General features: G+C 67.8%; 12 protein-coding genes and 1 pseudogene. 12 read left to right on the top strand and 1 reads right to left on the bottom strand.

The annotated features are described in order from the left end of the window. Positions 1–11 precede the first annotated feature (11 nt). From AB4Z46_RS15810 to AB4Z46_RS15865, 12 genes are all read left to right on the top strand, one after another. The gene (locus AB4Z46_RS15810; protein WP_442284457.1) at positions 12–1565 is read left to right on the top strand and encodes an FGGY-family carbohydrate kinase; all 1554 of its coding nucleotides are present in this window, start codon (positions 12–14) and stop codon (positions 1563–1565) included. 135 nt (positions 1566–1700) lie between these two features. Continuing rightward, positions 1701–2513, top strand: a complete 813-nt coding sequence (locus tag AB4Z46_RS15815) for an SDR family oxidoreductase (RefSeq protein ID WP_442284458.1) — start codon at positions 1701–1703, stop codon at positions 2511–2513. Between the two features lie 11 nt (positions 2514–2524). Then, positions 2525–3553 (top strand): NADH:flavin oxidoreductase/NADH oxidase, encoded by a 1029-nt coding sequence (locus AB4Z46_RS15820; RefSeq protein ID WP_442284459.1) that lies wholly within the window; start codon positions 2525–2527, stop codon positions 3551–3553. A gap of 50 nt (positions 3554–3603) precedes the next feature. Further along, positions 3604–5376 (top strand): thiamine pyrophosphate-binding protein, encoded by a 1773-nt coding sequence (locus tag AB4Z46_RS15825; RefSeq protein WP_442284460.1) that lies wholly within the window; start codon positions 3604–3606, stop codon positions 5374–5376. Positions 5377–5413: 37 nt separating this feature from the next. Next, positions 5414–6202, top strand: coding sequence for an SDR family NAD(P)-dependent oxidoreductase (locus AB4Z46_RS15830; protein WP_442284461.1), 789 nt, complete (start codon positions 5414–5416; stop codon positions 6200–6202). Positions 6203–6298: 96 nt separating this feature from the next. After that, complete coding sequence (locus AB4Z46_RS15835) at positions 6299–7339, top strand: sugar ABC transporter substrate-binding protein (RefSeq protein WP_442284462.1); 1041 nt, start codon at positions 6299–6301, stop codon at positions 7337–7339. 32 nt (positions 7340–7371) lie between these two features. Beyond that, positions 7372–8916 carry a sugar ABC transporter ATP-binding protein gene (locus AB4Z46_RS15840; RefSeq protein WP_442284463.1) on the top strand — a complete coding sequence of 515 codons (1545 nt, stop codon included), beginning with the start codon at positions 7372–7374 and terminating at the stop codon, positions 8914–8916. After that, positions 8913–9908: an ABC transporter permease gene (locus AB4Z46_RS15845; RefSeq protein WP_442284464.1), complete on the top strand. Its 996-nt coding sequence runs from the start codon at positions 8913–8915 to the stop codon at positions 9906–9908. The genes AB4Z46_RS15840 and AB4Z46_RS15845 overlap by 4 nt, the downstream gene beginning before the upstream one ends. Further along, entirely contained in the window at positions 9905–10774 is an 870-nt protein-coding gene (locus AB4Z46_RS15850; protein ID WP_442284465.1) for a sugar phosphate isomerase/epimerase family protein, read from the top strand. Before AB4Z46_RS15845 ends, AB4Z46_RS15850 begins: the two co-directional genes overlap by 4 nt. A gap of 17 nt (positions 10775–10791) precedes the next feature. Next, positions 10792–12240, top strand: coding sequence for an NAD-dependent succinate-semialdehyde dehydrogenase (locus tag AB4Z46_RS15855; protein ID WP_442284466.1), 1449 nt, complete (start codon positions 10792–10794; stop codon positions 12238–12240). 46 nt (positions 12241–12286) lie between these two features. Next, positions 12287–13789, top strand: coding sequence for an aldehyde dehydrogenase family protein (locus AB4Z46_RS15860; protein WP_442284467.1), 1503 nt, complete (start codon positions 12287–12289; stop codon positions 13787–13789). 22 nt (positions 13790–13811) lie between these two features. Further along, the gene (locus tag AB4Z46_RS15865) at positions 13812–14939 is read left to right on the top strand and encodes a zinc-dependent alcohol dehydrogenase family protein (protein ID WP_442284468.1); all 1128 of its coding nucleotides are present in this window, start codon (positions 13812–13814) and stop codon (positions 14937–14939) included. Between the two features lie 281 nt (positions 14940–15220). On the opposite strand, the pseudogene AB4Z46_RS15870 reads toward AB4Z46_RS15865, so the two are convergent. Continuing rightward, positions 15221–15325: pseudogene (locus AB4Z46_RS15870) on the bottom strand (IS30 family transposase); the annotation flags it as partial. Positions 15326–15484 lie beyond the last annotated feature (159 nt).

Consider the following 15484-nt stretch of genomic DNA (forward strand, 5'->3'; position numbering starts at 1 on the left):
GAGACGAAGACATGGCTTATCTGATCGGGGTCGATATCGGCACCATGGGCACCAAGACCGCGCTTTACGACGAGAGCGGCCATTTGGTGGCCGATGCGTTCGAGGAGTCGAAGCTGCTCTACCCGGCGCCCGGCGCCGTGGAGCAACTGCCCGACGACATCTACGGCGCGGCGGTGAACACCATCAAGGCATGCATCACGCGCTCGGGTGTGAATCCGCGCGACATCGCGGGCATCGCCTGCGACGGCCAGATGGCCGGCGTCGGCACGGTCGACGTCGAGGGTGACGCGCCCACGGTCTACGACTCCTGGCTCGACACGCGCTGTGCGCCCTACATCGAGCAGCTCAAGCGATGCCGCGGCGAGATCATCCGCTCGGCGGGTGGGCCGCCGTCGTTCTCGCACGGCGCCAAGATGCTCTACTGGAAGAACGAGCATCCCGACATCTATCGCCGCATCAGCAAGTTCGTCGTGCCCTCGGCCTACGTGGCTGGCCGCATGGCGGGGCTGCGCGGCGGCGATGCCTACATCGACCGCACCTACCTGCCATTCAGCAACTTCGCCGACACCGCGCGCAGCCGCTGGAACAAGGACCTGCTGAGCGAGTTCGGCCTGGACGACAGCAAGCTGCCGCGCATCGTCGACCCGACCGACATCGTCGGGCGCGTCGACAGCCGCGCGGCCGCGCTGACCGGCCTGCGCGAAGGCACGCCGATCGCTGCCGGCTGCGGCGACGCCACGGCCAACGTGCTGGGCGCCGGCATCGTGCAGCCCGGCATGGTGTTCGACGTGGCGGGCACAGCCGCCTGCCTGTCGATCGTGGTCGACCGCTACGTGGCGGACGAGGGCGACGGCATGCTGTTTTCGTGCCCGCACGTGATCCCCGGGCTGTACTTCGCGATGGCCTACGTCAACGGCGGCGGGCTCAACCTGCGCTGGTTCCGCGACGAGTTCTCCCAACTCGAGAAGGCGATCTGCGAGCTCGACGACGAGAGCGTCTACCAGCGACTGGGCCGCATGGCCGAGAAGGCGCCGCCGGGCGCCGACCGCCTTTTGTTCCTGCCGCACCTGGGCGGGCGCGTGTGCCCCAACAACACGACCATGCGAGGCGCGTTCATCGGCCTGAACTGGGCGCACAAGCGCAAGCATCTCTACCGCGCCATCCTCGAAGGCATCGGCTATGAATACCGGGCCTACCTCAAGAGCGTCGAGGCGCTGGTGCCGGGCTTCCATGCGAGCCACGTGATCGGCATCGGCGGCGGGGCGCGCAGCCAGGTGTTCAAGCAGGTGAAGGCCGACATCCTCGGGCTGCCGTACCGCACGCTCGACCGCGAGGAATTCGGCACGCTGGGTGCCGCGCTCGTGGCCGGCAAGGCCGTGGGCCTCTACAGCGACCTGGCCGCCGCATCGCAGCAGATGAACCGCACCAAGGGCGATCCGATCGAACCCAATGCCGCGTTGAAGCCGCTCTACGACGACATGGCCGAGGCCTACCTCGACATGCTCGCGAGCAACCAGAGCGTGTTCGACAAGCTGGCCCGCGCGGGCGGCACCGCCGGGCACTGATTTCTTCGCGCACAGCCGACCGACGCCTTCGCTCGCCTTGTTGATAGAAGTAAATTCCTTCCATAAAACATTTGACGGAAAGTAATTCGATGCATAAGATTCGCCCACCGATGAACCCGACAACAGGAGACGCACATGTCTGAGGGAAAGCTCGCCGGCCGCGTGGCCGTGGTCACCGGGGGGTCCTATGGCATCGGCCGTGCCACCGCACTGCGCCTGGCGCAGGAGGGTGCCTCGGTCGCGATCCTGGCGCGCGGCGCAGAGCGGCTCGACGAAACAATCGCGCTGCTCCAAGCCATCGGCGGCGCCGACCGCTCGCTCGCGGTGCAGGCCGATGTCAGCATCCCGGATAGCGTGAGCGCCGCCTTCGAGCAGGTGCGCCAGCGCTTCGGCGGCTTCGACATCGTGGTGAGCAATGCCGGCTCGCACTTCGGTGCGGCCATCGAGGACACCAGCGTCGAGCAGTGGCGGCTGATGCTCGAGACCCACGCCGGCGGCTCCTTCCTGGTCAGCCAGCAGGCCTTTCGCGAATGGAAGCGGCGCGGCATCGGCGGCCAGCTGGTCTTCGTGACCAGCAAGTCGGCGGTGGCCGCCACGCCCAAGGCCGCTGCCTACAGCGCGGCCAAGGCGGCCCAGCTGCACCTCGGCCGCTGCCTCGCGGAAGAGGGCGGGCCCTTCGGCATCCGCGTGAACATGGTGCTGCCCGACGGCGTGATCCGAGGCACTGGCATCTTCACGCCCGAGCAGCGCATCAACGCGGCCAAGCGCCATGGCGTGGCGCCCGACCAGCTCGAGGATTTCTATCGCCAGCGCAACGCGCTCAAGGTCAGCATCACGCCCGAAGAGGTGGCCAAGGCGGTGCTGTTCCTGTGCTGCGACGACAGCGCTGTGATCAATGGCGCTGCCCTGACGGTCGACGGCGGCGTGGTCGGCGGCTACGTGCGCTGAGGAGCATCGACATGCTTTTCACTCCCATCGAATTCCGCGACGTGCAGGCCCGCAACCGGCTCATGATGTCCGCCATGTGCCAGTACATCGCCGACGACGGCTTTGCGAACGACTGGCACCTGACCCACTATGCGAGCCGTGCGGTCGGCCAGGCCGGGCTCATCTCCCTGGAGATGACGGCGGTGCATCCGCTCGGGCGTATCACGCCCGGCTGCCTGGGCATCTGGAAGGACGAACACGTGCCCGGCCTGCGCGGCATCGCACGCAGCTGCCAGCAGCACGGCGCTAGGGTCGGCGTGCAGCTCGGCCACGCGGGCCGCAAGGGCGAATTCTTCGACCAGGGGTTGGTGGCGCCGTCGCCGGTCGCCTTCGCCGACAAGTGGCCGGCGCCCCGCGAGCTGACGCACGCCGAGGTCCGCGAGCTTGTCGACTGCTATGCCCAGGCGGCCCGGCGCGCCCATGAAGCCGGCTTCGACTACATCGAGCTGCATGCGGCGCACGGCTACCTGATCAACCAGTTCACCTCGCCGCTGAGCAACCGGCGCGACGATGCTTACGGCAGCGACAAGCTGCGCTTCCTGCGCGAGGTGCTGCAGGCGCTGCGCGAAGCCTGGCCGCGCCACAAGCCGATCTTCATGAAGGTCTCGACCATCGAGCGCGACGAGGGCGGTGCGCAGCAGGCCGAGGTGGTGGCCCGCGTGGCCGGCCTGCGCGACTACGTCGACCTGGTCATCGCGAGCTCGGGCGCGATGGCGCCGACCAGCGGGATCCGCTTCGATGCCTTCCCCGGCTACCAGGTGCCGTTCGCCGAAGCGATCCGCCGCGAGGCCGGCGTGCCGAGCGCCGCGGTCGGCATGCTCGACCACCCGCTGCTGGCCGAGGAAGTGCTCAAGAACGGCCGCGCCGACGTGGTTGCCGTCGGCCGCCAGTTCCTGCGCGACCCGTACTACCCGCTGCATGCGGCGCGGGTGCTGGGCGCCGAGATCGCCTGGCCCAAGCCCTACGAGAAAGCCAGGAAGGACTGGAAGTACCTGGTCTGAACCCGCGCTCCCCTTCACTTTTTTTTGAACACCCCCCTAGGAGAAAGAACATGGCCCATTGCGGAGACATGCTGACTGAAATGTTGATCGAGTACGGCGTCGAAGTGGTCTTCGGCATGCCCGGCGGCCAGACCTCGGGCCTCTACGAGGGCATCGCCCAGCGCCAGGACCGGATCAAGCACGTGCTGGTGCGCGACGAGCGCAACGGCGTCTATGCGGCCGATGCCTATGCGCGCCTGACCGGCAAGCCCGGCGTCTGCGACGTCACGGTCGGCCCCGGCGCCACCAAGCTGACCGACGGCCTGGTCGAGGCGCTGAACGCCTCGATCCCGCTGATCGCGATCGTCGGCGAGCTGCCGCGCGACTGGCTGCCGCTGAAGGCCAAGGGCGTGGCCTCGCAGGGCTTCGACCAGCTGAGCTTCCTGAAGTCGATCACCAAGGAAACCTTCATGGTGCCGACGGCGAGTTCGTTCCAGGAGATCATCCGCACGGCGTTCCGCGTCGCGACCTCGCCGCGCCCGGGCCCGGTCGCCATCATCGTGCCGCACGACGTGATGGATGCCGAATGGGACCCCGCCACCGTGCCCGCGGCCGCCGACGACCGCTACATCCGCGCCCCCGCCCACCGGGCCCGCGCCCTGAAGCAGCACCTGTCGGACGCCGCAGCCCTGATCGCCAAGGCGCGCCGTCCGCTGATCATCGCCGGCGGCGGCGTCCACATGTCGGGCGCCTATGCCCAGTTGCAGACGCTGGCCGACCGCAGCGCGGCCTATGTCGCGACCTCGCTGTCGGGCAAGGGCGTGATCTCGGAAGTGTCGGAACGCTCGGTGGGCGTGCTCAACCCGATGGGCTCGAAGGCTGCATTGGCCCTCGCGCCCGAGGCTGACCTGATCATCTGGTGTGGCTGCAAGGCGAGCCAGAACACCGCCAGCAATTGGACGCTGCCGACACCGCAGCAGGCCACCATCACCATCGACGACGACCCGCAGGAGCACGGCCGCACCTTCCGCCCCACGGTGGCGCTGTTCGGAGACATCCGCGAAGTGCTCGACGAGCTGAACCCGCTGCTGAAGGCGAACCGGGTCGATGCATGGGACAGCCGCGTCAACGAGGTCAAGGCCGAACAGGCGGCCGTCATCGCGGGCGACCATGCATCCGAAGCCGTTCCGATTCATCCGGGCCGCGTGCTCAAGTCGCTGGCTGCGCGACTCGATGTCGACGACGTGGTGATCAGCGACGCCAGTTTCGCGTCGGGCTGGATCGGCCAGTACTTGCCGGCGCGCAGGGCCGCGCGCCGCTTCCTCTATGCGCGCGGACAGGGCAGCCTCGGCTATGCGGTGCCGGCATCGCTCGGCGCGAGCATGGTCAAGCCCGGCCAGCGCGTGATCACCGTCGCGGGCGATGGCGGCTTCTCGTTCTCGATCGGCGAGCTGGCCACGCAGGCTTGCTACAACATGCCGGTCATCAACATCGTCTTCAACAACGGCGAGCTCGGATGGCTGAGGATGTGGGAGCAGATCTTCTACAACAACACGCGCCTGTCGGTCGACCTGCAGTCAGAGCATGCCAAGCCCAACTATGCAGCCGCCGCCGCGGGCCTCGGGCTCAAGGGCATCGTGGTCGACCGCCCGGACCAGATCGAAGCCGCGCTGGACGAGGCCTTCGGCCATCCCGGCCCGTCGGTGATCGAGGTGCGCACCGACGCCAAGGCGACGCCGATCCACAGCCTGCGCCGTCGCATCGAGAACCCCAACCCCGAGCAGAAGCGCCCGGGCACGGTCTATGCGCTGCGCGACTGGAAGCGCTCGCCGAACCTCGGCTGAGCAAGCGGCCCGTCGTCAACAACAAGGAGACAAGAAGATGGATCTGCAACTCGAGGGCCAACGCGCCCTGGTCACGGCATCCAGCGGCGGCATCGGGCGCGAGATCGCCCGCGTGCTGGCCCGCGAGGGCGCGCATGTGATCGTCAACGGCCGCACCCGGGCTGTCGTGCAAACTGCAATGGATGCCATCGCCTCCGGCGTGCCCGGCGCCAGGCTCGAAGCCCTGGTGGCCGACAACGGCACGGCCGCGGGCTGTGAGGCCACGATCGCGCAGGTGGCCTCGGTCGACATCCTCGTGAACAACCTCGGCATCTACGAGGCCATGTCGTTCTGCGACGTCACCGACGAGGCCTGGCTGCGCCTCTTCGAGATCAACATCTTGAGCGGCGTGCGGCTCTCGCGCCACTACATTCGCGGGATGCTGGAGCGCAAGAAGGGCCGCATCGTCTTCATCTCGAGCGAATCCGGCGTGTCGCCGGCGCCCGAGCTGCCGCACTACAGCGCGACCAAGACCATGGAGCTGGCCATCTCGCGCACGCTGGCAGAGCTGACCAAGGGCACCGGCGTCACCGTCAACGCGGTGCTGCCGGGCTCGACCCGCACCGAAGGCGTCCGCGCCTTCGTGCAGGAGCTGTTTCCCGCGCTGCCTTATGAAGAGGCTGAAGCCCGCTTCATGCGCGAGAACCGGTCGACCTCGCTGATCGCGCGGCTGATCGACCCCCAGGAGATCGCCGACGCGGTGGCTTTCGTGTGCAGCGCGCGCGCGAGCGCCATCAATGGTTCGGCGATGCGCGTGGACGGCGGCATCGTGCGAACGGTGTTCTAGCCGCCACTTTTCTCTTAGCTCACCGCCCTTGCGCTGCAGTGCGCCTGCCCGCAGTCGCGTCGCGGCGTTCCCGATCACAACCCGAAGGAGACAAGCATGAATCTGCACCAGACCGGCCGCAAGGCCCTCATGACGCTGGCCACCGCCCTGCTGATGGCGCACGCCACAGCGCAGGCGCCGAGCTATCCGGCGCCGAAGGCGCTCGGCCCGGGCGCCCAGGCCACGCTCGACAAGCTGAGCTACAAGAGCGGCACGCCGACCATCGCCTACCTGCCGATGGGCACCGAGTACAACTACCACGTGGCACTGTACGAGGGAATCAAGTCGGTGCCGGGCATCAAGTCATTCATGCTTTCGCCGTACGCCGGCTCCGACCAGGCCGGGCAGATGGGCATGCTGCAGGACGTGACCTCGCGCAAGGACGTCGACGCGATCCTGATCATCAGCTTTGACGAGCACTCGCTCGCGCCGCTGATCAAGAAGGCGGTCGATGCCGGCAAGGTGGTGGTGGTCGTCAATTCCGACATCCCGAACTTCCCGACGCCGGTGCACGGCGTGGTCGGCGTCAACCAGCGCAATGCCAACAAGGCGCTGGCCGAGTGGGCGCGCACGCAAGCCAAGGACGCACCGAAGTCGGTCGGCGTGCTCGACGGCGAGCCGAGCTACATCGCCACCGAGCGCGCCGGCGGCTTCCTCGACGGCCTGAAGGACAGCAACTGGAAGCTGGCCACGCGCATCAATGGCGGCTGGAGCGTCGAGAAGGGCAACACCGCGGCCATGGACATGCTGCAGGCCAACCCCGGCATCAATGCGATCTACGCCTCCAGCGACTACATGGCGCTTGGCGCGGCGCTGGCGGCCAAGAGCCTCGGGCGAACCAACATCTCGATCTATGGCTACGACGGCGATACCGGTGCGCTGGAGGACATCGCCAATGGTGGCGGCGTCACCGCCACCACCAACACCTCGCCGGTCAAGATGGGCCGCATGGCCGCGCTGTTCGCGGTTGACCTGCTCAACAAGAAGTCGGGCGGCGGTTATGTCGGCGTGCCGACGGAGATCGTGCACAAGGGCAACGTGCAGGCGGTGCTCAAGCAACCGGCCGACCTGTACCCGAAGCCCTCCAAGGCCTACTGAGCCGAGCGCCTGCGATGAACGGAAAACCGGCCATGGCGATCCGAACCGACCCGCTGTGGGCGCTGCAGGGACTCTGCAAGTCCTTCCCCGGCGTCAAGGCGAACGACCAGATCTCGCTCGAGCTGCATGCGGGAGAGATTCATGGGCTGCTGGGCGAGAACGGCTGCGGGAAATCGACGCTGATCAAGCTGCTGTCGGGCGTGATCCAGCCCGACGAAGGCGCCATTCTGTACCGGGGCCAGGCGGTGCGGCTGGCCGGCCCGACGCAGGCGCGTGCCCACGGCGTGGCGACGGTGTTCCAGGAATTCTCTCTGGTGCCGCAGCTCAGCGTGGCCGAGAACATCTTCCTTGGCCGCCACCCGTCGAAGTGGCGGGGGCTGCGCGTCGACTGGCCGGCCGTCGCAAAGGGCGCGCGCGAGATCCTCGGGCAGCTCGACATACCGATCGATCCGGGCGCGCGGGTGGCCGAGCTCTCGGTGGCCGAGCAGCAACTGGTGGAGATCGCCAAGGCCCTGTCGCAGGATGCCGAGCTGCTGATCCTCGACGAACCGACCACCGCGCTCGGCCAGGACGAGATCGCCGTGCTGCACCGGCTGCTGCGGCGCATGAAGACCCGCGGCGTGGCGATCCTCTACATCTCGCACCGGCTCGACGAGGTCTGCGAACTGGTCGACGCGGTCACGATCCTGAAGGACGGCCGGGTGGCCAGTCGCTCGGGCGAGACGCGGCTCGACGTGCACGAGATCGTCGCGCGCATGACAGGTGCCGATGTCGGCGAGCACTATCCGAAGGAGCGCCATGCGACCCGCGACGTGGTGCTGTGCGCCGACGGACTGCACACCGCCAACCGCATGCGCGGCGTGTCCTTCGAGCTCTGTCGCGGGGAGGTGCTCGGCCTTGGCGGCGTGATCGGCGCAGGCCGCACCGAGATCGCCCGCGCGCTGTTCGGGGTCGACCGGCTGCAGGCGGGCGTGATCCGGCTCGACGGCCGTGTGCTGCGCCTGCGCGGCCCGGCCGACGCGATTCGCGCCGGCATCGCTCTGGTGCCAGAGAACCGCAAGTTCGACGGGCTGTTCTTCAACTTCTTTGCCGGGCCGAACGTCACCATGGCGAACCTCGGCGGCGTGATGCGCGGCCCGCAACTCGACCATGCCGAAGAGGCCCGCGTCACAGCGGACTACATCCGCGAGCTCGAGATCACGCCGCTCGCCCAGCACAAGCTGGTCGGCCAGATCTCGGGCGGCAACCAGCAGAAGGTGCTGATCGCGCGCTGGCTGTTCGCCAAGGCTCGCATCCTGATCCTGGACGAGCCGACACAGGGCATCGACGTGGGCGCCAAGCTCGCGGTGTACCGGCTCATCAACCGGCTGACGGCAGCCGGCAAGTCGATCGTGCTGATCAGCTCCGACCACAACGAACTGATTGCGATGAGCGACCGCATCGCCATCGTGCAGCACGGCCGCGTGACCGAGGTGCGCGATGCCGCCGAGGTCCACCACGCGGACCTGGTCAGCGCCACCCAGGCGAGGCATTCGGCGCACGCCGCGTCTCCCATTCTTGAAGGAGTGATGACATGAAACGTTCCGTCCTCGCCCAGTTCGCGGGCCCCATGGCCGCGCTGCTGCTCATCATGGGCGTGGTCACGGCGACCACGCCGAGCTTTCTGGCAGCGGAGAACTTCCGCAACATCGCGCTGCAGGTGGCGGTGCTGTCGATCGTCGCGATCGGCTCCACCGTGGTCATTCTCACGGGCGGCATCGACCTGAGCCCGGGCTCGATGATCGCCTTGCTCACGATGGTGCTGGCCGTCTTGATCAAGTTCAACGGCGCCAGCCTGTGGCTGGCCATTCCGGCGGCCATCGCGCTCGGCGGCGTGCTGGGCCTGATCAACGGCGTGCTGGTGGCCTATGTGCGCATTCCGGCCTTCATCGTCACGCTCGCCGGGCTCAGCGCCTTCAAGGGCATTGCGCTCACGGTGGGCGGCGGATCGCCGGTGTTCTCGCTGTCGCCCGATCTCGGACAGGTGTTCTACGGCGAACTGCTGGGCGTGCCGCTGCCGTTCTACTACATGGTCGGGCTCTACGGGCTCGCGACGTTGGTGCTGAATCACTCACGCTTCGGCCGCGAGATCTATGCGGTGGGTGGCAACGAATCTGCGGCCCGGCTGTCGGGCGTCGACGTGCCGCGCGTGCGGATGCTGGCCTTCGTGATCGCCGGCGCCTGCGCCGGCATCGGCGCGGTGCTGCTCGCGGCGCGGCTCAACTCGGGTTCGCCCAACTATGGCTCGCTGATCGAGCTGCAGGCCATTGCGGCCGCGGTGGTCGGAGGCGCCAGCCTGGCGGGTGGGCGCGGCCATGTGCTCAACACGCTGATCGGCGTGCTGATCATCGTCGTGGTGCAGAACGGGTTGAACCTCAACGCCGTGTCGACCTCGCTGCAGAGCATCACCATCGGCGGCATCATCCTGCTGGCCGTGGGCGTCGACATCTGGCGTGGCCGCATCAGCGCCGCGGTCGCGGGCCGCTTCGCCAAGGTGCCGGTCGTCGCGCTGCAGGGGAGCGCACGATGAACAAGCTCGGCATCCACATGTTCGTCTACACACCGCGGTGGGACGAAGCCAGTGCCCGCCGCGTGTTCGAGCGGGCCGCCGACATCGGCTACGACTTCGTCGAAGTGCTGATCTTCGACCCCGACACGGTCGACACCCGCATGACCGCGCGCCTGGCCGAGCAGCACGGGCTGGGCGTGATGGCCACGATGTGCGGCAAGCTCAGCGCCGACCTGTCGAACCCCGATCCGGTGATCGCCCGGCGTGGCGAAGCACTGGTGTCCAAGGCGATCTCGGTGGCGCGCGACATGGGCTCGCCGCTGCTCGGCGGACCGTCGTTTTCGGCGGTGCATCGCTACGCGGTCCAGCCGTCGGAGCTGGCTCGCGAGCGTGCGGTCGATGCCTATCGGCGGCTGGCGCGGCAGGCCGGGACGGCGGGCATCCGCCTCGGCCTGGAAGCGCTCAACCGCTACGAGAGCAACTTCATCAACACGGTCGGACAGGCCGCGGACCTGATCCGCAAGGTGGGCTCCGACGCGATGTTCGTGCACGCCGATCTGTTCCACATGTGCATCGAGGAGGAGCGGCTGGTGCCGGCCGTCATTGAGGTGGCGGACCTGCTCGGCTATGTGCATGTCGCGGACAGCCATCGCGGAAGGCTGGGGGAGGGCAATCTCGACTTTGCGGCCTTCTTCGGCGCGCTGGCACGCGTCGGCTACGACGGGCCGATCCTGTTCGAGTCCTTCTCGCCCTCGGTGCTGGGACCTGACCTCGCCGGCCTGATCGCTTTGTGGCGCGAGCCCTGGAGCGATTCGGACGACACCGCGCGCAAGGCACTGGCCTTCATGCGCGCGCACATCGCGGCCGCCCACGCGGCCTTGACCTGACCCGGGACACACTGAACATGATTGCATTGAAAGACCAGCCCCTGCTTCGCGATCGCGCCCTGATCGGCGGCGAATGGGAGGCTGCAGATTCCGGCGCGACGCTGGCCGTGCGCAACCCCGCGACCGGCGGCGAAGTCGGCCAGGTGCCGCGCATGGGCGCGGCCGAGACGGCGCGCGCGGTGGCGGCGGCCTCGCGCGCCTTCCCGGCGTGGGCGGCGCTGTCGGTCAAGCGCCGCTCCGATCTGCTGCGCCGCTGGTACGAGTTGCTGATGGCCGCGCAGGACGACCTCGCGCTGATCATGACGAGCGAGCAGGGCAAGCCGCTGGCCGAAGCCAAGGGCGAGATTGCCTACGGCGCCAGCTTCATCGAATGGTTCGCCGAAGAGGCGCGGCGCAGTTATGGCGACGTGATCCCGGCCACGCAGCCCGGCCATCGCATCGTGGTGCTCCGGCAGCCGGTGGGTGTGTGCGCCGCCATCACGCCCTGGAACTTCCCCAATGCGATGCTGGCCCGCAAGCTCGGGCCGGCGCTGGCGGCCGGCTGCACCATGGTGGTCAAGCCGGCATCGCAGACACCGTTGTCGGCGCTGGCCATGGCGGTGCTCGCCGAGCGCGCCGGCATTCCGCCAGGCGTCATCAACGTGGTGACCGGCGGTGCGGCGGAGATTGCCGGCGAGCTGTGCGCCAACGCCACGGTGCGCAAGATCAGCTTCACCGGATCGACCGAGATCGGCCGCAGCCTGATGCGCGCCTGCGCCGACACCATCAAGAAACTCTCGCTGGAGCTTGGCGGCAATGCACCCTTCATCGTCTTCGACGATGCCGACATCGACGCCGCGGTCGACGGCGCAATGATCGCCAAGTTCCGCAACAACGGCCAGACCTGCGTCTGTGCCAACCGCATCTTCGTGCAACGCGCCGTGTACGACGCCTTCGCCGACAAGCTGTCGCGCCGGGTGGCCGAGCTGCGCATCGGCAACGGACTCGAGGCGGGTGTGCAGGTCGGCCCGCTGATCGACGAGCGCGCGCTGTCCAAGGTCGAGGCGCACATCGCCGATGCGACTGCCAAGGGCGCGACCTTGCGCACCGGCGGCCAGCGGCTGGGCGGCAACTTTCTGTCGCCGGCCGTGCTGACCGGCGTCACGCGTGCGATGCGCGTGAGCGAGGAAGAGACCTTCGGTCCGCTCGCGCCGCTGATCGCCTTCGACACCGAGGACGAAGTTGTCCGCCTGGCCAACGACAGCGAGTTCGGCCTGGCTTCTTATTTCTACACGGCCGACCTGAAGCGCTCCTGGCGCGTGGCCGAGCGGCTCGAGGCCGGCATGGTCGGCATCAACACCGGCCTGATCTCGACCGCCGAGGCGCCGTTCGGCGGGGTCAAGCAGTCGGGCACCGGCCGCGAAGGTTCGAAGTACGGCATGGACGACTACATGGAGCGCAAGTACGTGTGCGTCGGCGTGGCCTGAAGCCGGCGCCTCTTCACTTATTCAGTTCTTACCCAAGGAGATCCCGATGAACGCAATCACCAACCCCTGGAACCTGCTGCGCGACGATGTGCGCAGATTCGTCGCCCGTCCGAAGAAGCTCTTCATCGGCGGGCAATGGCGCGACCCGGTCGACGGCAATACGCTCGACGTGTTCGACCCGGCGCTCGGCACCTTGATCTGCACGGTGCCGGCCGGTGAAGCGAAGGATGTCGACTTGGCCGTCGCGGCGGCGCGCGAGGCTTTCGACAACGGCCCGTGGTCGAAGCTCAACCCGTCGGAGCGCGGCAAGCTCGTGTGGCGTCTCGCGGACTTGATGGAGGCCCATGCCGACGAACTCGCACAGCTCGAGGCGCTGGACAACGGCAAGCCCGTGACGGACGCGCGCGGGGTGGACGTGGCTTTCTCCATCGAACTGCTGCGCTACATGGCCGGCTGGTCGAACAAGATCCTCGGCCAGACCATCCCGCTGTCGAACCCGGCCGAGTTCCATGCCTACACGCTGCGCGAGCCGGTCGGCGTCGTCGGCCAGATCGTGCCGTGGAACTTCCCGCTGATGATGGCGGTGTGGAAGGTGGCACCCGCGCTGGCAGCCGGCTGCACGGTCATCCTGAAACCCGCCGAGCAGACGCCGCTGTCGGCCCTGCGGCTGGCCGAGCTGGTGGAGGAGGCGGGCTTTCCGCCGGGTGTCTTCAACGTCGTCACCGGCTTCGGCGAAACCGCGGGCGCCGCGATCGCCGCCCACCCCGACATCGACAAAGTCGCCTTCACCGGCTCGACGGAGGTGGGGCGGCTGGTCTTGCATGCAGCCGCCGGCAACCTCAAGAAAGTGTCGCTGGAGCTCGGTGGCAAGTCGCCGGTGATCGTGTTCGGCGACGCGGACATCGACCAGGCGGTCGCCGGAGCGTCGAGCGCAATCTTCTACAACAACGGCCAGACCTGCACGGCAGGTTCTCGCCTCTACGTGCATCGCAAGGTCTATGACAAGGTCATGGAAGGCATCGTGCGCGAAGCTTCGGCACTGACCATCGGCCACGGGCTCGACCCGGCCACGCGCATCGGTCCGCTGATCTCGGCCGAGCAGCGCGACCGCGTGGCGAGCTACATCGACCAGGGCCGCGAGGCCGGCGCCGAGCTGCTGACCGGCGGCGGCAGGGTGGGCGCTGCGGGCTACTTCCTGCAGCCGACGGTGCTGGCCAACACCAACGCCGGCATGAGTGTCGTGCGGGAAGAGATCTTCGGGCCGGTGCTGTGCGCGATGGTCTTCGACGACGATGGCATCGAGAGCGTGGTGCGCCAGGCGAACGACTCGATCTACGGCCTCGCGGCGAGCCTCTACACACGCGACGTCAGCGTGGCGCACCGTGTCGCCAAGCGCCTGAAGGCCGGGACGATCGGCATCAACACGCACCACGTGGTCGACGTCGGCCTGCCTTTCGGCGGCTTCAAGCAGTCGGGCTGGGGCCGTGAGATGGGCTACGAGGCGATCGCGCAGTACACAGAGGTCAAGTCGATCGGCATCGCGCTGTGATCGCGCGGAAAGGAAAGCAGCCATGAAGATCAAGGCAGCAGTGCTCGACAGGATGGCGGCCGCGCCGCCGTACGCGAAGAGCCGGCCGCTGGCCATCCGCACGGTCGAACTCGATCCGCCGGGGCCCGACGAAGTGCTGGTGAAGATCGCCGCGGCCGGGCTGTGCCATTCGGACTTGTCGGTCATCAACGGCGACAGGCCGCGCCCGATGCCGATGGCGTTGGGCCACGAGGCGTCCGGCGTGGTCGAAGCGGTGGGCCCGGGTGTGCGCGACCTGCAGCCGGGCGATCACGTGGTGGTCGTCTTCGTGCCGAGCTGCGGGCATTGCGCGCCCTGTGCGGAAGGCCGTCCCGCGCTGTGCGAGCCGGGCGCCGCCGCCAATGGTGCCGGCACGCTGCTGTCCGGCGAGCGGCGCCTGAGCGAGAAGGGCGTGCCGCTGAATCACCACCTGGGGTGTTCGGTCTTCGCCGAGTACGCCACGGTGTCGCGCCGCTCCGTCGTCAAGATCGATCCGGCAGTTCCGCTCGACGAAGCGGCCCTGTTCGGCTGCGCCGTGCTGACCGGTGTCGGCGCGGTGGTGAACACGGCGCAAGTGCGGGTCGGCGCCTCGGTCGCAGTGATCGGGCTGGGCGGCGTGGGCCTCGCCGCGCTGATCGGCGCGCAGGCCGCGGGGGCGAGGCACATCGTGGCGGTCGACCTGTCAGAGGACAAGCTCGAGCAGGCCAGGGCGCTCGGCGCGACCCACACGGTCAATGCCGGTGATCCGGAGGCCAGGGAGAAGATCCGCGCCATCACGGACGGAGGTGTCGAGTACGCCTTCGAGTTCGCGGGCGCGATCCGCGCCCTCGACTTGGCCTATGCCGTGACGCGCCGCGGCGGCATGACGGTGACGGCCGGCCTGCCGTCGTCGACCGCCAGCTTCGGGTTGCCGGCTGTCAGCCTGGTGGCAGAAGAGCGCACGCTCAAGGGCAGCTATATCGGAACCTGCGTCCCTTCGCGGGACATTCCCCGCTACATCGAGCTCTATAAGCAGGGCCGCCTGCCCGTCGACAGGCTGCTGACCGGTCGATTGCGCCTGGACGAGATCAATGAGGGATTCGACCTGCTGCACGAGGGCAAGGCGATTCGGCAGGTGGTGGTCTTTCCATAGACTGGCGCACAACGGCCAGGTCTGCGCGCATGTATGCGGCTTGTTCGTGGGCAATGTCGAATCCCATTCCGGCGGCAACGCTGCTATGTCTCAGCTGGTTCCGGCGCCCATGCTGACGTTGCTGTTCGTGCCGTCGCGCTTGCCGCCGGACCTGAGGATGTGCATTGCCATCGCAAGGGCGGCTGGGCTCGGATGGACAGCAGATTCAGCAGCACCTGCTGCAAGCGCTTTCCGTCCAGGCTGATCTGCCGAGGCATTCGGCCACAGGGGGTGATAACGGGAGCGTTTGTATGAAAGCCCAGCGTCTTGCGTGGCCTCTCGTTCAATTGTCTCGCGATTGCGTTGGGCTGCAGCTGTGAGATGCCTGCGAGGTTCATGCCCTTGGGGCATGTACTGCAGGTCGAATTGTTCAACGACATGCTGTCGACCATTCCTTCGTACTTCAGGGGCAATGAGAGCACGAGGGCAGCCGTGTTAGAGGGATTCGACACGTATGCTCGCCCATAGGCACTCACCATCGCCGCAGTTTCGGGCGGCAATTTTTA

Source organism: Variovorax sp. M-6 (assembly GCF_052114385.1).
Classification (GTDB): domain Bacteria; phylum Pseudomonadota; class Gammaproteobacteria; order Burkholderiales; family Burkholderiaceae_C; genus Variovorax.